Source organism: Synechocystis sp. FACHB-383, assembly GCF_014698605.1.
GTDB lineage: Bacteria > Cyanobacteriota > Cyanobacteriia > Cyanobacteriales > Microcystaceae > Synechocystis > Synechocystis salina.
Map to the genome: position 1 here is coordinate 23,296 of NZ_JACJTJ010000040.1, position 21,492 is coordinate 44,787.

Here is a 21,492-nt window from a genome sequence, read left to right on the forward strand (position 1 = left end):
TTTTGGGGATAATCCAAAATCACCAATATTCAAAGAGGAACGGACTGAATATTTATTATTTTCATGGTTTCTTAGGTTATTATGATTTTAAATTACCCCGATAAACTTAATTATTTTATCGCTATCAATCACATCGATATTCGACCTCTCTATCTCTTCGAAAAATTATGAATCAGCTACAAAAATGCTTATTAAGCCTGCTGTCTTTTACCATCGCCTCAACCCTGATTCTCGGCTACAGCCATCAGGCTAATGTCGTCCTAGCCTCACCCCAAACCCAGACGAAAGGGGATATTAAGATGCCCAGCCTTGAGGAAACAAAGGCGATCGCCGAAGCCGGATTTATCTACGGTTTACCGATTGTCATGAATTATGGCGTCATGTACGAATACGCCGTGGACAAAAATTCTGGACAATTCAAAGCCCCCTTTAACCAAATTAAGAATGAAGCCAGGGTCTTTACCTATAAAGATACGGCGATCATCACTCCCAACAGCGATACCCCCTACTCTCTCGCTTGGCTAGATCTACGAGCAGAGCCGATCATCTTATCCGTCCCCACTTTTGACAAAGATCGCTACCACTCCATACAACTCGAAGACGGCAATACCTTCATCTTTGGCTATGTCAGTAATCGTGTCACGGGAAATGAAGCTGGGGACTACATGGTTGTCGGCCCCGACTGGAAAGGAGAAAAACCACCGGGTATCAAAAAGGTTTTTCGCTCCACCACCCAATTCGCGTTAGCAGCTTATCGCACTCAACTTTTTAACCCCGAAGATATGCCCAATGTGGTCAAAATCCAGTCTGCATATAAAGTACAGCCCCTTTCGGCCTACCTTAAACAATCACCTCCCCCATCAGCACCAGAGATTGATTTCCCAAAAATTGACAAGGAGTTATCTAAAACAAATTTCTTTGAATATCTCGATTTCTCCTTGCAGTTTGCTCCCCCTGGCCCCGAAGAAAAGGAAATCCGCGCCAAGTTAGCAAAAATCGGCGTCGGCCCCGATAAGACCTTTGAATTCAAAGATCTCTCCCCAGAACATCAAGCCCAAATCGTCCTCGGCATGAAAGCAGGGAAAGCCAAGATCGACCAGTACCTTAAAGATGGACAAAAGGTCATTAATGGCTGGGCAATGTTAGATGTTTTTGGTAACCGGGAGTTTTTTGATGGCGATTGGTTAAAACGAGCTGCTGGTGCCCAGGGCGGAATCTATGGCAATGAGGTGAAGGAAGCGACCTATCCCTTAACAAAGACCCTTGCCAATGGTGAAATTCTTGATGGCAGTAAGCACAAATACACGCTCACTTTTCCTGCGGGGCAGTATCCTCCCGTAAACGCCTTCTGGTCGGTCACAATGTACGATGGCAAGACTCAGTTGTTGATTAAGAATCCAATCAATCGTTACTTGATCAACTCTCCCATGTTGCCGAACCTGAAAAAGAATGCCGACGGTTCGCTGACTTTGTATATCCAGAAAGATTCGCCGGGATCAGACAAGGAAGCTAACTGGCTACCCGCCCCCGATGGCCCCATCTATTTAGTGATGCGCCTCTACTGGCCGAAGGAAAACCCGCCGTCTATTCTGCCCGTTGGTGAAGGGACGTGGAAACCTCCAGCGATTGAAGTGGTGAAATAGCAAATAATTTATGGCTGCAAAAAATCTGTTGACCAGCAGCCTATTTGAAGCCATTTTCTTCGGTAAAAGTCAATCCAGCATAGTCAACTAACCGCTGGATTAAATCCTGACCAAAGCTAGATGCCGGAGTCCAGAAACCGCCTTGGAGAGATGATTTGGGTTTATCTTTGGCCAAACATAGTGCAGCTTGGGCTAATATTTTTGCCGTAGAACCATAACCGGGGTCTTGATCGCCTGTAACTTTGACCATGAGGGAATGGCCAGAGGCGGTTTGTCCCCAAAAGCGTAAATCATAAAAGCCTTGCTGTTGCTCTGCTTCGGTGGGGCCTTCCCCTGGTTGAGGTAAAACTTGGGTTAATAACCACCGACTAGGGGCGATCGCCAAAGCAAGGGCCATGAGGTCCAGAGTCCATTTCATGCCCTGGGCCCCTAGCCAACCGGCTATACTTGGCCCTGTCAAGATCCCTTCGTCATACTGAAAGCTTTCACCATAGGCCCCGTTTTGTAAGGCATTGGAACGTAAGACAATGGGGGTGTTAATGCCGGCCATCACAAAGGGCGTAATCCATTCATCAAAGAAGGAATCATTTTGTATGGGGATGAGGGTAGGGGGATGGTCAGACCCGTTATTAGGTTTAAAACAAAGGACATAGGGATTACGGAGGGCCTGGCGGGTGGCAGGATCGGCGATCGCCTCTTGGATCAGGTTGATGCCACTGGCGATCGTGCCCCCAGAAATACCACCCTGGACTGTTTTTACCCTCATTTTGACCCGGATGCAGGGTTCCCCCCAACGCTGTTGACTTTGTCGTTGCAAGTAGTACACACCTAGGTCAGAAGGAATGGAATCGAAACCGCAACAATGGACAATGCGAGCCCCCGATTGCTGGGCGATCGCCTCATATTTCTGAATCATTTGTTGCACCCATTGGACTTCCCCTGTGAGATCGCAGTAATCTGTGCCAGTGGTGGCACAAACCCGGACTAGAGTTTCCCCATAAAGGGCATAGGGACCCACAGTAGAAACCACAACTTTAGTTTGAGAACACAGTGTAATTACAGCGGCTTCATCTTCAACATCAACCACAAAGGTGGTCAAATGGGCAGCTTGAGGACCAAGGGATTGCACCAAATGGTCGAGTTTGGCTTGGGAACGGCCGGCGATCGCCCAGTTTTCCCCTGTCGCAGTTTCCCAGTGGGATAGCAAATATCGACAAACAATCCCGCCGACAAATCCCGTCGCACCCAAGATTATGAGGTCATATTGCAATGGTTTTGTCATGGAATTTAATGACTGTTAACAGTTCAGAATTTTATTATCAATCACAAAATTATTTCTTGGCAAGTTGGTAAAATCATTGCATCTGAAGCAAGCACAATAGGATTAATTTAAGATAACTAACTGACCACTAGCAAAGCTTTTTATAAAAAAGCTATTCAATGCAAGCAAAGTAGTTATAAATTTAATCCTTGACACATTCTAAAATTGATATTTCCCTCCGGTTTTGTGGTGAGAGAACCCCAGCCATCTTGCCCCTTAAATTGTAAATTAATCCAGGTTCTCCCCTGGGCATCGGTAGACAAATACATCGGTGAACTCTCAATCATAATTTGAGAGCCATTTTTGAGTGTTCCCAGTAAGGTTGCTGTCAAGTTTGGACTGTTTCTGATCTTTATGCCGCCACCAATATTACTCTGAACTGTTAAGCAAGTGGGAAAGGGAAGATTACTCAGCACTGCTGTGCTGAAATGATAGGCAATAATTTCATCATTAATCGTGCACCGGTATTCCACATTGCCCGTGCCAATAGTTTCAACTAAATTATCCAAGCGATACCAAAAAATGGGCTCACTCTGGGCCGCTTGGGCTGCCTGTTCACAGGCGTGGGAATAATCTAAATATCCTCCCAATTCCATATTGGAAAAACCAGATGAAAAAGTTAAATCTTCTGCTGATTCAAGTTTTTGCCATGGGCCCCAACCCTGATTTTTAGGCTTAGCTAAGTTTTCGTTTGAGGGGACTTCGGTAACATTTTGCCCCAGCGCAGGCGAGTTTAATTCTTTAACTCCCACTGAAAATCCAGACCATATTGCTACTAACATCAGAGAATAACGAAAATGGAAACTTAGCAAGGGCTGGTGGGGCATGGTTTTCCGGGCTGACAGCTTGAATGGTACAAAAAACTAACTATGGGATGGTCTAGATTGATATACTGGCGGTCGGGTCTTAAATTTACCTTGATGTCATTTGCTCATGAGGCTTTCCGCATGATGTGCCCCCAGAAATGGTTTAAACGCTTATTACCCATGCTTTTGGGCCTTTGCTGTTTGCTGACCGGCTGTGTCGATTATGATGTGGGCATTCATTTTCCTGAGCAACATTACGGAGAAATTGTCCAACATATTACCCTGGGAGAACAGCTAACCACCCTGAGCCAAGCGGAAGCTGACCGGTGGCTGAAAAGTTTAGACCAGCGGGCCAAGGATTTAAACGGTCATACCGATCGCCCGTCGGAGGAAACCCTCGTGGTGACCATTCCCTTTGGTAGCGGCCAAGAGTTGGTGGAAAAGTTCAATCGCTTTTTTAATCCCCAACCCCCCAAAAGACGGCGATTGCCAGAGCCTGACCAGTTGGATTTACTGAATTTGAAAGCGGAACTGGCACTAGAGCAAAGCAATTGGCTATTGGTGGATCGCAATCATCTCAAGTTGACCGTTGACCTACGGGCCCTGGGGGTTTTATCCAACCAAGGCAACATTATCCTTAGTCCCGGCTCCCTAATTGACCTGAATTTTAATTTACAAACTCCCCTGACTCTCCAGAGTTCCAATGCTCCGGGGGAAGAATTGGGCACAGAATTACCTGGGCAATGGCAATTAAAACCTGGACAAATTAACGTTATTGAAACGAGCTTTTTTGTGCCTAGTTATTTGGCGATCGGCACCATTTTGATCGTTGTCCTTTGTCTAGGGGGTTTTTACTTCAAATATGGCCGCTGGCCCGGAGTGATTAATAATAAAGCTGAGGGGGCTTAAAGCCGAAATCCCAATAGCAAACTGCTAGGTAACCATTAGCGCCCTAGGGTTAACTCTTCTTTTTTCCCTAAAATGCCTTGGGGCCGCCATACCATTAACACCATTAAAATTAACCCGATAACCATGACCCGCAAAGCTCCAACCTGACTTTGATCCAGGAAAGCAATTTGGGGTAACAAAAACCTAGTGAGGGAGTCATAGGCCCAAAAAATGATAGTGCCCAACACTGTGCCCGCATTACTGCCTGCTCCCCCCAGCACCACAATGATCCAAGCATTAAAAGTTAGCAAAGTATCAAAATTACTGGGGTAAATACTGGTTAATTGCCAAGCAAATAAGGCCCCCGCTAAACCGGCGATCGCCCCGCCGGCCATAAAAGCTTGCAACTTATACCAAAAAACGTTTTTGCCCAGAGCCCGGGGAATTTCTTCGTCTTCCCGAATCGCTTTAAGAATACGACCCCAGGGAGAATGAACCCAAAATTCCAAACCAGCATAGGTAAGGGCCAGCAAAGTTAAAGCTAATAACATTAACCCAGCTTTACCAGAGTAGTTATACAAAGAAACTACCCCGGGAATATAGGCAGTTAAAATCAGCGCTGTGGTGATAATTCCCCAAACCAGCAAAGCCCAAGGCTTACGGGGCTGATAACTTTTGCCTTGAATTTTCTTGCCTTCTTTCCACTGTCTTAAGAGGCTTTTGATTAAAATACTTTCTGCATAAATAGCCAGAATTGTGAGCCAAATAACAAACATAATCCGGCTCAATAGGGTAGGGTTAAAATCCATCGGCCAGGGAAAACTCTGCACCCCAAAAGTTCCCTGGGTTAACCACTCTTCGTTGTTGGCTATTAAACGAATTAACTCGGAAACGCCGATGGTGACGATCGCCAGATAATCTTCCCTCAGCCGCAGGGTAGATGTACCAATAAGCAAACCCAGCGCCATGGCCAATCCCATCCCCACCAACACGGCCAGGGGAATGGGCCAACCTCTTAAACTCAGCAAAGTGGTGGCATAGGCCCCTAGGGTCATAAAAGCCACATGGCCAAAATTAATTAGCCCAGCAAAGCCCCATTGTAAATTCAAACCCAGGGCGAAAATGCCATAGGTGGCAGCGGAAGTGATCAAAAAAATCAGATAGCCAAAGTTCATAGAATTCAAGGGAGCAATGATGTCCGGCTAATGTGCCTAGGGTTGATTTTGACCACCGTTGGGAGCTAGTTCCGAGAGGGTTTACACCGTGGTGATGTCCTTTTCCTTCGCAGCCAACAATTCATCAATGCGCTTAGTGGATTGATCGGTTAATTTTTGGATTTCTTCTTGCAAATCCCTGGCTTCATCTTCGGAAATTTCCGAATTTTTTTCCTGTTTTCTCACCTCATCCACCGCGTCTCTGCGGATGTTACGGATGGCCACCTTGCCTTCTTCGGCCAATTTGCCCGCCACTTTCACCAATTCCTTACGCCGCTCCGCCGTTAGGGGGGGAATATTCAAACGAATTACTTTACCGTCGTTGTTGGGGGTTAGCCCCAAATCAGACAGGGAAATGGCCTTTTCAATGGTGCCAATGCTGCCCATGTCGAAGGGTTGAATGACAATGGTGCTAGCGTCGGGGGTGCCAATGGTGGCCAAGGATTTTAAAGGGGTTTCAGCGCCGTAATATTCCACGGTGATCCGGTCTAGCAAAGAGGCATTGGCCCGGCCGGTGCGGATGGTATTGAAGGATCTCTGGGTCGCTTCAACACTTTTTTGCATGTGGTCTTTGAGTTCAGCTAACTTCACAATTTTCTCCAACTAACGTACCGACTGCTTCGCCCTTGATGGCCCGTACAATGTTACCGGAAACCCCCAGGTCGAAGATCATAATGGGAATATTATTATCTTTGCATAAGGCGATCGCCGTGCTGTCCATGACTTTGAGATCTTCGGCCAACACATGGCTATAGGTCAAAGTGGTAAAACGGCGGGCTTTGGGATTAGTTTTGGGGTCAGAGTCGTACACCCCATCCACCTTGGTGGCCTTGAAAACTACTTCCGCATCAATTTCCGCGGCCCGGAGAGCGGCGGTGGTGTCGGTGGTAAAGAAAGGATTACCGGAACCAGCCCCAAAAATTACTACCCTACCCTTTTCCAAATGACGGATGGCCCGACGACGAATGTAGGGTTCTGCCACTTCCTGCATGGCGATCGCCGTTAGCACCCTGGTGGGAATGCCCATTTGTTCGAGGGCGTCCTGGAGAGTCATGGCGTTCATCACCGTGGCAATCATCCCGATGTAGTCAGCAGTGGCTCGGTCCATACCGGCGGCGGAGGCCTTCACTCCCCGGAAAATGTTGCCTCCCCCTACCACAATGGCCAACTGCACCCCAGCCTGGAGAACATCTTTGATTTCCTGGGCGATCGTCCCCACCACAGCGGGATCAATGCCATAGCCCAGGTCTCCCATGAGGGCTTCACCGCTCAATTTCAACAAAACTCGCTGGTAACTCATGCCGCCATCACCATTGATACATTGATATAAAGACTAAAGAAGAGGGGTTAAACGCAAAATTCCCCCCATACCATAGCACCCAAGGGGAACCTGCAACGACTTTTAAACACCCCCAACCTGCCACCAGCGGTTAGCAGCCCGTTTTATGACCCACTAATAGCCCTTAATTCAACGGTGATCTCTGCCAAAACAAACAGGTACTTCACGCAGCACTTAATGCCTTGATTTTGGCAATTTCTGCTTCCAAACTAGGCAGTTTTTGATTATGGGCTTGGGCAGTTTCTAGCCAAAGATCTTGAACTATCATTAATTCCTGTAGGGTTTCTTCCAGGGTTTCTCCTTGGGCCAGACAACCAGATAAGGCAGGAACTTCAGCAACAAAACCACCTTCTATACAGGGATAAATAACAATTGGATAATTCATTTATTTTTCCTCGATAATTTCAAGAATGCGGCGGATATAAATAGATTTGACTTTTTTGTTGTGCACAGGTATGACCAAAATAATATCATTTCTTTTGAAAATATGATGACTACCTGTGATTCTCTCAAGGGAAAAACCGTCTAACTCCAATAACTTACGGACGTCACCAAATCTAATGTTATTAGGGCTGCTTTTCAACAGGGCAATTAGTTTTTCTCTTTTTGGCACGGCTACAAAGTTTATCGGTTATGTTCTCGAAAAAATTGATGGGGTCTCAGCTACTTTTCAGAATTAAGCCTTGTGTGCAGAAAAACATTTTTATTAATAACATTTCTGCGTAATCAGTCTAATTATTTAAGGATTTAAAGTCGCCTTTAAAATACCTGCAACCTCTATTGAAATAACTATAAAGGGACGATTGTTAGACAGCTAAATAAAAATTTCAAGGAAAAGAGTTGACCGAATGATAACTGGTAATAGGTTTGAAAAACCATGTCCCCGATAATCCTAATCAAAAATGAAAAGCTTGACAACTAGGAAAATGACTCAAGCCCCCCTTACAATAGATGAGCAGTTTTGCCCATATCCTTAAAGCCAATCTGAATGCAACCTACTGATCCAACCAAATTTACTGAGCAAGCCTGGGACGCCATTGTTAAATCCCAAGAAGTGGCCCGCCGTTATAAGAACACAAATTTGGAAGTGGAACACATTCTGCTGGCGCTCTTGGAGCAGGATAAGGGTTTAGCTGCTCGGATTTTCCAGCGGGCAGGGGTGGATAGGGAAGGTCTCCGGCAACAGTTGGAAGTTTTCACCAATCGACAGCCAAAACAAGCCTATGTAGAACAACTTTACCTAGGACGTAGTTTGGATGTGATGTTGGATCGGGCTGATACCGCCCGCAGTAGCTGGGAAGATAAATTTATTTCCGTTGAACATTTATTGGTGGGTTTTGCTGAGGATGACCGGGTGGGGCGCAAAACCCTACGCACGTTTAACCTTGATCCCCAGGATTTGGAATTGGCCATCAAAGCCATTCGGGGTTCCCAAAAGGTGACGGAACCCAACCAAGAGGAACGCTACGAAGCGTTGGATAAATATGGACGAGATCTGACCGAGCAGGCCCGCCAAGGTAAATTAGACCCTGTAATTGGTAGAGATGAGGAAATTCGTCGGGTTATTCAGGTACTGTCCCGACGTTCTAAAAATAACCCCGTTCTGATTGGTGAACCTGGGGTGGGCAAAACGGCGATCGCCGAAGGCTTGGCCCAACGGATTATCAATGGCGACGTGCCGGAATCGTTAAAAAATCGTCAACTGATTTCCCTGGACATGGGCAGTTTAATTGCCGGGGCCAAATACCGGGGGGAATTCGAAGAAAGACTGCGGTCAGTGATGAAGGAAGTGACCAACTCCGATGGGCAAATTATTTTATTCATCGATGAGGTTCATACCGTGGTAGGGGCAGGTGGTCGGGAAGGTTCTGGGTCCATGGATGCGGGGAATTTGCTTAAACCCATGTTAGCCCGGGGGGAACTACGGTGCATTGGGGCCACAACGTTGGACGAATACCGCAAAAATATCGAGAAAGATCCTGCTCTGGAACGACGTTTCCAACAGGTTTATGTTAAACAACCCAGCGTGGACGATACCATTTCCATCCTGCGGGGCTTGAAGGAGAAATATGAAGTGCACCATGGGGTCAAAATCACCGACTCGGCCCTAGTGGCGGCAGCTACCCTTTCCCATCGCTATATCCAAGACCGCTTTTTGCCTGACAAGGCGATCGATTTGGTGGATGAAGCGGCCGCCCGCTTAAAAATGGAAATTACCTCTAAACCAGTGGAATTGGAGGATATTGACCGCCGGCTCATGCAATTACAAATGGAAAAGGTTTCCCTAGAAGGGGAAGAAAAACGTCCTGGTTTAGGAACTGACAAATCTTCCAAAGAAAGACTGGAAAAAATCCAACAAGAAATTACTGAATTAGAAGGTCAGCAACAGGAATTATCGGGGCAATGGCTGTCGGAAAAACAAATGCTAGAGGAAATTAACATCCTCAAGGAAAAGGAACAGGAACTACGGCTACAGGTAGAAAAAGCTGAGCGGGCCACGGATTGGGAGAAGGCAGCCAAAATTAAATACGGAGAATTGGAAGTCCTCCAACATGACATCGAAGAAAAGGAAAGTAAGTTGCTGGAAATTCAAGGATCCGGCAATACCCTGTTGCGGGAACAGGTGACAGAAGCAGACATTGCCGAAATTGTCGCTGGTTGGACGGGCATCCCCATGAATCGTCTGATGGAAACGGAACGGCAAAAATTATTGCAATTAGAAGGTCATTTACATCAACGGGTAATTGGGCAAACGGAAGCAGTAGCAGCGGTTTCTGCGGCCATTCGACGGGCTAGGGCCGGCATGAAGGACCCCAGTCGTCCCATTGGTTCTTTTCTCTTTATGGGCCCCACTGGGGTAGGGAAAACAGAATTGGCCAGGGCCTTGGCTGGCTTTTTATTCGACAGTGAAGAAGCCATGGTGCGGATTGATATGTCCGAATATATGGAAAAACATGCTGTTTCCCGTCTCATTGGGGCTCCCCCAGGCTATGTGGGCTACGAGGAAGGGGGACAGTTATCGGAAGCAGTGCGCCGACGGCCCTATTCCGTGGTGCTTTTAGATGAAGTGGAGAAGGCCCATTTAGACGTATTTAACATTCTTTTGCAGGTGTTAGACGATGGCCGCATCACCGATTCCCAAGGACGGGTGGTGGATTTTCGCAACACCATCATTGTCATGACCAGTAATATTGGCAGTGACCATATTCTCAGCCTTTCCGCCGACGATGCTGATTACGACAAAATGCAGAAACAGGTGCTCCAATCCCTACGGAAACATTTCCGTCCAGAATTCCTCAACCGCATCGATGACCTAATCATTTTCCATACCCTGAAACGGGAGCAATTGCGGCGCATTGTGGTCCTGCAAATTAAACGCATTGAAAGGCTATTGGACGAGCAGAAAATTACCCTTTTCCTCTCTGATGCAGCCCTTGATCATATTGTTAATGTCGGCTACGACCCTACCTATGGAGCTAGGCCACTAAAGCGAGCCATTCAAAGGCAGTTGGAAAATCCCATTGCTACCAAGATTTTGGAAAATGTGTTTGTGGCTGGGGATAAAATTTTAATTGATTGTGTGGATAATCAATTGATTTTTGATAAAGAAAGGGAGCCGGAAGCAGTTTCCCAAGAACCAGAGGAAATTGTCCCGGTAGCGGAAGTCGAGGTTCTTTCTCCGTAATCCCACTTCTTTATATCGTCTACTCTATCGCTCTTCTATTAGTGTAGTCAGGAAGTTTTCAATATCTAAATTTACTTGTCCAATGATAGCTCAAAGGGTTCCTTCTAAGTGTTTAAACGGCGATCGCCAAACCAAAAGGTTAAGGTATTGCCCATAGGATCATAATAAATGTTTATTTCCAACATAGAGTTGTGATTTCATAACAATTTTATCAGCCCAGCTTGTTCAAAATGATGATCACTTGTGAGTGCTTCGTTAATTTTATTTTGTTTCATGATGGATGATGAAGCTAGAACAATCCACTAAACTCCAATTCTTATCTTCACGTTGAGTTAATAATTCCTAGGCGTAAGAATCAATTATTTGATCGACATGAATAATTTGAATAAAGGGTGATTTTTTAAGACTCTGAATAAAGGCGATTACTTTAGCTTTGGGAATACGGAGAGGACTAGAGAGTAGTGCAACTAGTTCACAAATAATATAGTTTGTGGTGATAATTTTATATTTCTGGGAACGATTCTCATGATATATTTCAACGGCAAGATTATGATAGGGCTGACTAATATCAATCAGATTTGCCCAACTTGATGTATCTACAAATAGTTTAGTCATGATGATTTTCTTGTAATTCCTGGCTTAAATAATAATCGTGATTTTCTCCCCAATCAGGAATATTACTTTGAAAAGCTCCAATGAATTCATCCACAGGATCATCAATAATTTCTAAGTCTTTTGCTAATAATTCTGTGGCAATTTCCTCAGGTGATCGCCCTGTTTGAACTGCTAAATTTTGTAAAGTTTGATAAAGTGCAGAAGAAAGTTTTAGGGTAATAGTGTTCATTATGTTAATAGTCTCTTTGATACACAGAAATAATGAAATTCTTGCCTGCACTTTCAAGAAATTGGTAAATAGGAATTTGTTGAACTTGCATAAAAAATTCGGTCAATTTTCGACTTACTAGAAGACAATACTTAGGACTACCAAGTCTGACTACCAGAATAAAACAAGTTTCAGGCAAAAGTATCTTTCGTACATGGGATTGTGTGAGGCTGAGGGATTATTAAATTTTGGTAGGGATATCTTCCTCGGTTAAGCGGGACTCCAAATCTGTTTTGACTTTTTCTAAATCTACCCCTTCCCATTGGTGTAGCAACACGTATAAACAAGGAATTAGAAATAGGGTTAATAGAGTAGCTAGGGAGAGACCAGAAAAGACCACAATGCCCAAGGGTTGCAGTAATTCCGAGCCTTGTCCAATGCCGAGAGCTAGGGGAAACATTCCCAACACGGTGGTGATGGTGGTCATTAAAATGGGGCGTAATCGTTGGGGAGCTGCCCGCAAGATAGCGGCTTCCCGGCTGATGCCCTCCTGGACCCAGATTTGATTGGCTAATTCCACCATAATGATGGCGTTGTTGACCACAATACCCACTAGGAGAACTGTGCCCACAATTACCGTGGCCCCGATCGCCGTTTGGGTAATAAATAGGCCCAAAATACCTCCAGCTAAGGCTAAGGGGAGAGTGAACATAATCACCAGGGGATCGAGGAGAGAATTGTATTGCACCGCCATGACCACAAAGACGAGGAAAGCCGCCAAGCCCCCCAAAACCACCAGGGAAGACTGTAATTGTTCATTGCTAGCGGCCGCCGTACTGGGGAGTCGGGAAACCCCAGGGGGCAACTCCAGGGCAGATAAAACTTGATCCACCTGTTCCAAGGCTTCACTGAGGCGGGCCCCTTCCACTAAGGTTCCAGCAATTAAAAATACCGGCCGTTGGTTAATGCGCTGAATTTCCCCCGGTGCTCGGCCTTGGTCAATGCGGGCCACATCTCCCAAACGAATTGGGCGATCGCCATCGATAAAGAGGGGAATTTGGGCCAGGTCTCCGGGGCCAGAGAGGAGGTCATTGTCCAATTTCACCCGCACGTCCACCAGGCGATTTTCCCGCTGTAACTGGGTGGGCACCGCCCCATCTAAGGCAGTTTGGATAGTTTGTCCGATGGCTTGGGTGGTCAAACCTAGCTCCGTTGCCCTGGCCCAATCCGGCAGAATTTGTACTTCCGGTTGTCGGGGATCCGCATCGGGACGAAAACGGGCCAATGTCACTTTTTCCCCCAATTCCGTCAACACTGCCCGCCCCGCCTGGTCTAACCCGTCGGCGTCATTGCCCTGCAGAATTACATCCACATCTACATTACGCAAGGGCGAATTACTCAAAATTAAGCCCCGCAACTGCCCCGGCGCTACCCGCAGGCGAATATCCACCAAGTTCAATGCTTCTAGTTCCGCCGTAACCCGCTCCGTAAAAGCTTCCACATCAGTATTGGGTTTGAGGGTAATGGTGCTGGAACTACGGAGGGCATTGGCATTGACATTGCTACCAAAGAGAAAGCCCCCCACGGTGGTAAAGGCATATTCCGTTTCCGGTTGGTTAATCAGAATGTCATCCACGATCGCCATCAGACGTTTGTTGTCTTCCAAAGGAGTACCGGGGGGAAACTGGGCAAACATGTTGGCTTGGCCAGTGTTGATGCGGGGCAAAATTTCCTGGGGAATTTGTTGGATCATCCAAATACTGCTGCCCCCAAAAACGATGAAAATGCAGGCTACAGCCACCAGTCGATGGCGGATCAAAGTGGAGAGGAAACGGGCGTAGGCCGCTGTGGCCCCTGCAAAACGTCGATTAAATTCCCGAAAGAAAAACCAATTACCTAAACCACTCCGTTGTCGAATAGCCAGTAAACGGGAAGCGGCCATGGGCACCAAGGTCACCGCCACCAGGATGGAAGCCGCCACCGCAAAACTAATGGTCAAAATTAATTCGTTAAAAATCAGGGCAATGAAGCCACCAATCATTAAAAAGGGCAACACCGCCACCAGGTTAGTGCTAGTGGAAGCCACCAAGGCCGACTCCACCGTTTGACTACTGGCGATCGCCTGATGGCGCATTTCTCCTTTAGTCAGTGGCACGGCATTAACTTTGCCCGGGGTCATGCCCGCCCCTTCGGCAATGGTTTCCAGCATCACAATGGAGTTATCCACCACAATGCCCACCCCTAGGGCCAAGCCCCCTAAACTAAAAACGTTGAGGGATAGGCCAAAGGCCTTCATGACAATAATGGCCGCCATGGTGGCCAAGGGAATGGCCAAGACAATAATTAGCGTTTGTCGCAAAGAGCCCAGGAACAACAAAACGGCGATCGCCGCCAGAGTAGTGCCAATGAGCCCGGACACGACAACATTGTTAACCGAGTTACGGATAAAGACGGAATCATCCAGGGTGGTGGTCAGTTCTGCCTGCTGGGGAATAATGCCTTCCGTGCGCAACTCATCTAAGCGTTTTTTGACTCCATCCACCACTTCAATGGTGTTAGCCTCCGGTTGTTTCTGCACACTCACTTTCACTGCGGGGCTACCATTGAGGGTCACAAAAATTCGTTCTTCTTCTGTGCCATCAATGACATTAGCCACATCCCTTAGATAGACTTTTTGAGCGGGTTGTCCCTCCGGACCGGGCACCGTGCCCACCACCAAATCCTCAATTTCCTGGGCTGAAGCAAACCTTCCCACTGTACGGGTGAGGGGTTCCGACTCCGCACCAACAATTCTGCCCCCGGAAATATCCACATTACGACTTTGCAAAGCATCCAAAACCTGGGTTAAGCTTGCCCCCGAGCGCTGTAGCCGTTGTAAATCGATATTTACCCGCACTTCCTCTTGGGCCGCCCCCGACACATTCACCGATGCCACCCCCGGCACTACCCCTAGTTCCCGGGCTAACTCTTCCTCTGCAAATACCCGCAATGATGGCCCCGACAATTCCGGGGAAGTCATCGCAAACTCGTACACAGGTAATTGGGAAGGGTCGAACTTAAATAACCGGGGCGTTTCTAAATTATCCGGTAGTTGATTGCGGGCTCGGTTAAAAGTTGCCGTGGCATCATTCAATGCCTGGTCAATATTTCCCCCTGGCTCAAAAAATAAATCGAGACTGATCTGCCCTTCTCTGGTCTGGGAATAAACCTGAACGACTCCTTCCGTGGCCGATAGGGCCGCTTCCAATGGTCGGGTAATTTCATCCACCGCCACTTCCGGAGAAACCCCTGGGGCATCTAGTCGCACCCCAATGCGGGGATAGGTGATGGAAGGTAACAGATCCACCGGTAGGGAAAAAACGGCAAACACCCCTAACACAATGATGGCTAGGGTGAGCATCAGGGTAGCAATGTGCCGACGGATGGCCAGGCCACTCAGGCTAAAAGCAGAATTGGGGGAGGACATGGGCTTGGGAAAGATGGGGAGTGGGGGTAGAAACAGTCGCTGGCGCTAGGGAAAGATTAGGCAGTTAAGCTAGGAAAGTAATATAAATGGGGCGAAATAAAACAACCATTGACCAACCCCTAGCAACTGGTTATTTCTCTGATAGCACGCTGAGACGAATGGGACTGTCTGGTTGTAAAGGTCTGCTACTACGGACAACAAACCGTTCCTGGGGAGCTAGTCCTGCCACAACTTCCACTTTGCCGTTGGCAATTTCTCCGAGGGTGACCGATCGCCTTTCCAATACTTCCTTTTCGCCTTCCTTAATCACCACAAAGATGGCATCTTCATCGACAATGGCGGATTCCGGCACCACTACATTGGTGGCATTACTAGCACCAAAGTTGACCCGAGCTAACAGTCCGGCCCCAATTTTTTCACCGGGATTATCCATGGTTACTTCCACTGGCACTAAGCGGGAGCTAACATCGGCCTGGGGGGAAATACGGGTTACCACCCCAGTAAAACTCTCGCCAGGAAAGGCATCTAGTTTGACATTGACCTGTTGTCGCAACGCAATTTGGGCTAATTGTAATTCCGATACCTGCACGTTAATTTCTAGCTGACGAAAATCCCCCAGTTGTAAAATTTCCGTCCCGGGTTGCACTAAATTGCCCGATTCACTCGATCGCCGCAATACCCTACCGGGAAATGGTGCCCTGACAGTGGCATACTGCTGCCTTGTTTCTGCCTGGTCAATGGAAGCCCGTTGGGCATTCATTTGGGCCGTGGCCGCCCCCACCCTCTGTTGTTCAATTTCCACCTGGGCGATCGCCGAGTTGAGGATTTGGGAAGCGGTTTTAGCCGCAGTTTTGGCCTGACTCAGTTGTTGACTGGCACTGGACTGTTCGTTGCGTAAAATTTCCTTGGCTTGGCTGGCTCTGGTTTCTGCCTGTTCAGCCTGTTGGGCACCGCCGGCCCCCTCTTCAGCCAACAAACGGAAGCGAGCGGCATCGGCCTGGGTTTGGTCCACTTCTAGCCGAGCCTGTTCAATGCGGGCATTGAGGGAAGTTTCTAACCTGGTAATGTCCGCCTGGGCCTGTTGCAGTTGGAGACGGGCCTGCTCCACCCGAATTTTTGCATCCCCCACTTGGCTTTGGGCGGTCAACACTTCCGAGCGTTGGGCCATTTTCTCTGCTTTGGCTTGGTCCACCGCTCCCAGCAGTAAATCATCTTCAATTTCCGCTAACACTTCCTCCCCTTTTACTCGATCGCCCACATCCACCAATAACTTTTGCAAGCGTCCTTCAATTTGGGACTTGATGGAAACCTCCCGCACCGGGGCAGTGGTGCCCGTATATTCCAACTCTCCCCCCAGGGCACCCGGTTTAGCCAGGGCCACATCCACGGCGATCGCCTGGTTTGACTCAGTGTTCTCCGTTTGGGCTTTGACATTTTGCTCCCAGAGATTACCGCAGCCCATAAGGGAAAAACTCAACAGACCCAGCAGGGAAAGTTGCCGCCTTAGACACTGATGGGGGGAGTACTTATTCATAGAAACGGTGGGAGGAAAAATTAGTACTGAATCGCTGATCTAGACTAGGGAAGACCGGGGGAGCCAGCGAAAAAATCGGTTTAACAAGGCCCATGGCCTCAGGACAAACCAGTAATGTTGCTTTACCTTAACAAAGTAACAAACAACTTTACAAAACCCGCCCTGGGGGTGGCCGATTCTGACTCCATTTGTGCCAGTTAACTTTCCTTGGGTTTCTTCTGGGTAAACGTCAAGTTGACATCCTGGCCAAAGAAATTGGGCAATTGTGACCATTTGTGGCGATCGCCAGACAAATAGAGGAAAGTGGCATTAAACTTTTGTTAGCCCCTGTGCTTGCTTTGGCTGTGGGTTAAGAACTTATAGGAGCATTAAAGTCATGGCATTGGAATACATGATCGAAGACCTGATGGAGCAGTTGGTGGAAATGGGCGGCTCCGATATGCATATTCAAGCGGGGGCACCGGTTTATTTTCGAGTCAGTGGCAAATTAGAACCCATTAACGAGGAAGTTTTAACTCCCCAAGAAAGCCAAAAGCTAATCTTTAGCATGCTTAATAATTCTCAACGGAAAGAACTAGAACAAAATTGGGAATTGGACTGTTCCTATGGGGTGAAGGGGCTAGCTCGTTTCCGGATTAATGTGTACAAAGAACGGGGTTGTTATGCTGCTTGTCTACGGGCCCTTTCCTCCAAAATCCCCAACTTTGAACAATTGGGACTCCCCAACATTGTGCGGGAAATGGCGGAACGTCCCAGGGGATTAATTCTGGTCACAGGACAAACCGGGTCTGGTAAAACCACAACCCTAGCGGCAATTTTAGATTTAATCAACCGCACCAGAGCCGAACATATTCTCACCATCGAAGACCCGATTGAGTATGTGTTTCCCAATGTCCGGAGTTTATTTCACCAACGGCAACGGGGCGAAGACACCAAAAGTTTTAGCAATGCTCTGCGGGCGGCCCTACGGGAGGACCCAGACATCGTACTGGTGGGTGAACTACGGGATTTAGAAACCATCGCCCTCGCCATCACTGCGGCGGAAACTGGGCACTTAGTGTTTGGTACTTTGCACACCAACTCTGCGGCTAGTACTATCGACCGGATGCTGGATGTGTTTCCCGCTAATCAGCAGGCCCAAATCCGTGCCATGCTCTCCAACTCCTTATTGGCGGTGTTTGCCCAAAATTTGGTTAAGAAAAAAGCTCCCAAACCTGGGGAATTTGGCCGGGCCCTAGTGCAGGAAATTATGGTCATTACCCCGGCGATCGCCAACTTGATTCGGGAAGGAAAAGCGGCCCAGATTTATTCCGCCATTCAAACCGGGGCTAAGTTGGGCATGCAGACCATGGAGCAAGGCCTGGCCACATTGGTGGTGTCGGGGGTAATTTCCCTAGAAGAAGGTTTGGCTAAGAGTGGCAAGCCCGACGAACTGCAGCGATTGATCGGTGGCATGTCCCCCCAGACCGCCGCCAAACGTCGTTAAATACCCTATTGACCACTCCTTAGCAGTTTTTTTGTGGTTTACCATTGATTATCTGAATCAATCCCCTCACCCCCGACTGTTCCTCAACCAAGCTAGTAAATCCAGTGACGGAGACAATTAACCATGGCTACGTTTGTCGCTCAAGTTAAAGATCGTAAGGGTAAAACCACCAAAGCCAAGGTGGAAGCCATGAGCCCGGAACAGGCTCGTACCATCCTCCGCCAACAATACGCGGCGATCGGTACTATTAAGCCAGCCGGCGGGGAAATTAACCTTGAGTTTCTCGAGAATTTACTCAACAACGTTGGCGTTAAGGACAAAGCGGTTTTCTCCCGTCAATTTTCCGTCATGATCAATGCCGGCGTGGCGATCGTTCGTTGTTTGGGGGTGCTGTCGGAACAATGCCCCAACCCCAAATTAAAACGGGCTTTAACGGGTATTAGTGGCGACGTGCAACAGGGTACCAACCTTTCCGAAGCCATGGCCAAGTATCCCGACTGTTTTGACGATCTCTACGTCAGCATGGTGGAAGCAGGGGAAACTGGGGGGGTTTTGGATGAAGTGCTCAATCGGCTCTCCAAACTGCTGGAAGACATGGCCCGTCTGCAAAACCAGATTAAGTCCGCCATGGCTTACCCAGTGGCGGTGGGTTTCCTGGCGGTAGTGGCTTTTCTGGGTATGACCATCTTTCTCATCCCTGTCTTTGCGGGAATTTTTGATGACTTGGGAGGAGAACTGCCTGCTTTAACCAAATTTATGGTTGGCCTAAGTAACTTTTTAAGAAGTCCCATGGCCATTATTCCCGTAATTGTCATTGTGGTTGCTGTTTTTCTGTTCAAAAAATATTACGGAACCTATGCTGGTCGGCGACAGGTGGATGCGGTGATGTTGAAACTACCCTTGTTTGGCCCCTTGAATGAAAAAACCGCCGTAGCTAGGTTTTGCCGCGTTTTTGGTACTCTCACTCGTTCGGGGGTTCCCATTATTCAATCTCTGGAAATTGTTTGTAACACTGTGCCCAATAAAGTAATTTCCGATGCGATCGCCGGGGCCATTAGTGAAATTCAACAGGGGGGGATGATGAGTTTGGCTCTGCAGCAAAGTAAAGTCTTTCCCTCTTTGGCTATTCAAATGATTAGTATCGGGGAAGAAACGGGGGAACTGGATGCCATGATGATGAAAGTGGCAGACTTTTATGAGGATGAGGTAGAACAAACAGTTAAAGCCCTGACCAGTATCATCGAACCAGCCATGATGGTTTTGATTGCCGGTATGGTCGGTACCATTTTGCTTTCCATGTATCTACCCATGTTTGCCATCTTTGATCAGTTGGGCTAGTTAAATTTCCACCGCTGTGGTTACAAAGAGAGCAGGGCGTAACTCAAAAAATAGCGCTCTGCTTTCTGGTGATTGCTGGTCACAACTCACGTTCGGTCAAGACATAAAATGCCTGGCGATCGCCAGCATTACCCTGGACATCGACGGTTTTTCCTGGCCGTTATTGCCAACGTTGATGACGGCTTAGGAACTAGGAGTTTGCGGAAATTTATTACCTGGGAAGGCGTAGGACCTAGCCACCAAAAACAGGAGAGGGGCGAAGTAATCACGCTCTGAGGGGCCGCTTTGCCCTAGGTAAACTTGCAGAGAAGGTTAAACTTAAAGGAAAATGATCATAACCAATATCCACGGGCAAATAAGGCATTCCTCTGGTTTCGCCTTTTTATCCATCGACACCTACCTGACAGCATGGAAATAACTGCGGTTCAATCCTCCTACTATGGCGACATGGCTTTCAAAACGCCGCCGCCGGATCTTGAATCCCTTTTGCTTAAAGAGCGCATCGTTTACTTGGGGATGCCGCTTTTCTCCTCCGACGAGGTGAAGCAACAGGTCGGCATTGATGTGACCCAGTTGATTATTGCCCAACTGCTGTATCTCCAATTCGACGATCCCGATAAACCAATCTATTTTTATATCAACTCCACCGGTACTTCCTGGTACACCGGCGATGCAGTGGGTTTTGAAACCGAAGCCTTCGCCATTTGTGACACCCTCAACTACATCAAGCCTCCGGTGCATACCATTTGTATTGGCCAAGCCATGGGCACCGCCGCCATGATCCTTTCTGCTGGTACTAAGGGTTATCGGGCCAGTTTGCCCCACGCCACCATTGTTCTTAACCAAAACCGCACCGGGGCCCAGGGCCAGGCTACGGATATCCAAATTCGCGCCAAGGAAGTAATTTCCAACAAACAGACAATGCTGGAGATTCTTTCCTTTAACACTGGCCAGACCCAGGAAAGGTTAGCTAAAGACATGGACCGGACTTTTTATCTCACCCCAGCCAAAGCTAAGGAGTATGGACTGATTGACCGGGTGCTAGAAAGCCCAGCGGAATTGCCCAAACCAATGGCAGTGATTTAGGCCATTTAAATCTTGCCTAAAGACTCGACCCCTACTGAGCAAATCGGGGCCACAGTCCCCCATCAGCTAAGTCCCGACTTTTGTTGATTATTCAAATCTATTCCCAAATTTAAGCGAAAAAACCCATGCCTATCGGTGTTCCCAGTGTTCCGTTTCGTCTTCCCGGCAGTCAGTATGAACGGTGGATTGATATTTATACTAGGCTGAGCCAAGAGCGGATTATTTTCCTTGGCCAAGAGGTAAATGACTCGATCGCCAATCGAATTGTGGCCTTTTTGCTATATCTAGATTCTGATGATCCGAGTAAGCCGATTTATCTGTATATCAACTCTCCCGGTGGTTCTGTCACTGCGGGCATGGCCATTTACGACACCATGCAATATATCAAATCGGAAGTGATTACCATCTGTGTGGGTCTGGCCGCATCCATGGGAGCCTTTTTGTTAGCCTCTGGGGCACCAGGAAAACGATTAGCCCTACCCCATGCCCGGATTATGATCCACCAGCCCATGGGCGGTACCGGTCGCCGCCAAGCAACGGATATTGACATTGAAGCGCGGGAAATTCTCCGTATCCGTCAACAATTGAACGAAATTATGGCTAAACGTACCGGCCAAACCGTGGAAAAGATTGCCAAGGATACTGACAGGGATTATTTTCTCTCAGCGGCGGAAGCCCGGGACTATGGCTTGATCGATAAAGTGATTGAAAACTCCAGCATGGGCAATAACTAATAGCCCAATCATTGTTCCTTGGCCAAACCGTTAGCAAGGTGCCAAGCTAAACCCCTCCATCTCCCCACTGCAGTTAAGGCAAGCCTGGGGAGATTTTTCTTGTGGCTCTGAGCATTGATAACAGAAGGG

19 protein-coding genes are annotated in these 21,492 nt (G+C 47.7%); 8 read left to right on the forward strand and 11 right to left on the reverse strand.

Translation table 11 applies throughout. The features are described from left to right. The first annotated feature begins 167 nt into the window (after positions 1 to 167). On the forward strand, positions 168 to 1,643 hold the full coding sequence (locus H6G45_RS11120; protein ID WP_190598505.1) for a DUF1254 domain-containing protein: 1,476 nt from the start codon (positions 168 to 170) through the stop codon (positions 1,641 to 1,643). Between the two features lie 40 nt (positions 1,644 to 1,683). On the opposite strand, the gene H6G45_RS11125 is transcribed toward H6G45_RS11120, so the two are convergent. Then, positions 1,684 to 2,925, reverse strand: a complete 1,242-nt coding sequence (locus tag H6G45_RS11125) for a trans-acting enoyl reductase family protein (RefSeq protein ID WP_190598506.1) — start codon at positions 2,923 to 2,925, stop codon at positions 1,684 to 1,686. A gap of 173 nt (positions 2,926 to 3,098) precedes the next feature. Further along, the gene (locus H6G45_RS11130; protein ID WP_190598507.1) at positions 3,099 to 3,746 is read right to left on the reverse strand and encodes an SH3 domain-containing protein; all 648 of its coding nucleotides are present in this window, start codon (positions 3,744 to 3,746) and stop codon (positions 3,099 to 3,101) included. A gap of 138 nt (positions 3,747 to 3,884) precedes the next feature. Here H6G45_RS11130 and H6G45_RS11135 point away from each other — a divergent pair, with 138 nt between their 5' ends. After that, on the forward strand, positions 3,885 to 4,679 hold the full coding sequence (locus tag H6G45_RS11135; RefSeq protein ID WP_190598508.1) for a DUF3153 domain-containing protein: 795 nt from the start codon (positions 3,885 to 3,887) through the stop codon (positions 4,677 to 4,679). Positions 4,680 to 4,714: 35 nt separating this feature from the next. Here the strand turns inward: H6G45_RS11135 and H6G45_RS11140 are convergent, their stop codons facing one another. From H6G45_RS11140 to H6G45_RS11160, 5 genes are all read right to left on the reverse strand, one after another. Continuing rightward, positions 4,715 to 5,833, reverse strand: coding sequence for a branched-chain amino acid ABC transporter permease (locus H6G45_RS11140; RefSeq protein ID WP_190598509.1), 1,119 nt, complete (start codon positions 5,831 to 5,833; stop codon positions 4,715 to 4,717). Positions 5,834 to 5,914: 81 nt separating this feature from the next. Next, a complete protein-coding gene (gene frr / locus H6G45_RS11145) occupies positions 5,915 to 6,463 on the reverse strand; it encodes a ribosome recycling factor (RefSeq protein ID WP_190598510.1) in 549 nt (182 codons plus the stop codon). Next, a complete protein-coding gene (gene pyrH, locus H6G45_RS11150; protein WP_190598511.1) occupies positions 6,450 to 7,172 on the reverse strand; it encodes a UMP kinase in 723 nt (240 codons plus the stop codon). Before pyrH ends, frr begins: the two co-directional genes overlap by 14 nt. 202 nt (positions 7,173 to 7,374) lie before the next feature. Then, a complete protein-coding gene (locus tag H6G45_RS11155) occupies positions 7,375 to 7,596 on the reverse strand; it encodes a type II toxin-antitoxin system HicB family antitoxin (protein ID WP_190598512.1) in 222 nt (73 codons plus the stop codon). Continuing rightward, on the reverse strand, positions 7,597 to 7,824 hold the full coding sequence (locus tag H6G45_RS11160; protein ID WP_190598513.1) for a type II toxin-antitoxin system HicA family toxin: 228 nt from the start codon (positions 7,822 to 7,824) through the stop codon (positions 7,597 to 7,599). A 375-nt stretch (positions 7,825 to 8,199) separates the two neighbouring features. On the opposite strand from H6G45_RS11160, the gene clpB reads away from it, so the two are divergent. Continuing rightward, the gene (clpB, locus tag H6G45_RS11165; protein ID WP_190598514.1) at positions 8,200 to 10,896 is read left to right on the forward strand and encodes an ATP-dependent chaperone ClpB; all 2,697 of its coding nucleotides are present in this window, start codon (positions 8,200 to 8,202) and stop codon (positions 10,894 to 10,896) included. A 342-nt stretch (positions 10,897 to 11,238) separates the two neighbouring features. On the opposite strand, the gene H6G45_RS11170 is transcribed toward clpB, so the two are convergent. From H6G45_RS11170 to H6G45_RS11185, 4 genes are all read right to left on the reverse strand, one after another. Further along, on the reverse strand, positions 11,239 to 11,511 hold the full coding sequence (locus H6G45_RS11170; RefSeq protein WP_199309715.1) for a hypothetical protein: 273 nt from the start codon (positions 11,509 to 11,511) through the stop codon (positions 11,239 to 11,241). Continuing rightward, complete coding sequence (locus tag H6G45_RS11175; protein WP_190598515.1) at positions 11,504 to 11,740, reverse strand: hypothetical protein; 237 nt, start codon at positions 11,738 to 11,740, stop codon at positions 11,504 to 11,506. Before H6G45_RS11175 ends, H6G45_RS11170 begins: the two co-directional genes overlap by 8 nt. A gap of 220 nt (positions 11,741 to 11,960) precedes the next feature. Next, positions 11,961 to 15,185 (reverse strand): efflux RND transporter permease subunit, encoded by a 3,225-nt coding sequence (locus tag H6G45_RS11180; RefSeq protein ID WP_190598516.1) that lies wholly within the window; start codon positions 15,183 to 15,185, stop codon positions 11,961 to 11,963. Between the two features lie 130 nt (positions 15,186 to 15,315). Then, complete coding sequence (locus tag H6G45_RS11185; RefSeq protein WP_190598517.1) at positions 15,316 to 16,719, reverse strand: efflux RND transporter periplasmic adaptor subunit; 1,404 nt, start codon at positions 16,717 to 16,719, stop codon at positions 15,316 to 15,318. Between the two features lie 376 nt (positions 16,720 to 17,095). Between H6G45_RS11185 and H6G45_RS11190 the strand changes: the two genes are divergently transcribed. From H6G45_RS11190 to H6G45_RS11210, 5 genes are all read left to right on the forward strand, one after another. Further along, positions 17,096 to 18,205 carry a type IV pilus twitching motility protein PilT gene (locus tag H6G45_RS11190; protein WP_190598518.1) on the forward strand — a complete coding sequence of 370 codons (1,110 nt, stop codon included), beginning with the start codon at positions 17,096 to 17,098 and terminating at the stop codon, positions 18,203 to 18,205. Between the two features lie 123 nt (positions 18,206 to 18,328). Beyond that, the gene (locus H6G45_RS11195) at positions 18,329 to 19,543 is read left to right on the forward strand and encodes a type II secretion system F family protein (RefSeq protein WP_190598519.1); all 1,215 of its coding nucleotides are present in this window, start codon (positions 18,329 to 18,331) and stop codon (positions 19,541 to 19,543) included. 16 nt (positions 19,544 to 19,559) lie between these two features. Next, complete coding sequence (locus tag H6G45_RS11200; RefSeq protein ID WP_190598520.1) at positions 19,560 to 19,730, forward strand: hypothetical protein; 171 nt, start codon at positions 19,560 to 19,562, stop codon at positions 19,728 to 19,730. A gap of 221 nt (positions 19,731 to 19,951) precedes the next feature. Further along, positions 19,952 to 20,629, forward strand: coding sequence for an ATP-dependent Clp protease proteolytic subunit (locus H6G45_RS11205; protein WP_190598521.1), 678 nt, complete (start codon positions 19,952 to 19,954; stop codon positions 20,627 to 20,629). Between the two features lie 125 nt (positions 20,630 to 20,754). Then, entirely contained in the window at positions 20,755 to 21,363 is a 609-nt protein-coding gene (locus H6G45_RS11210) for an ATP-dependent Clp protease proteolytic subunit (RefSeq protein ID WP_190598522.1), read from the forward strand. The last annotated feature ends 129 nt before the right edge of the window (positions 21,364 to 21,492 follow it).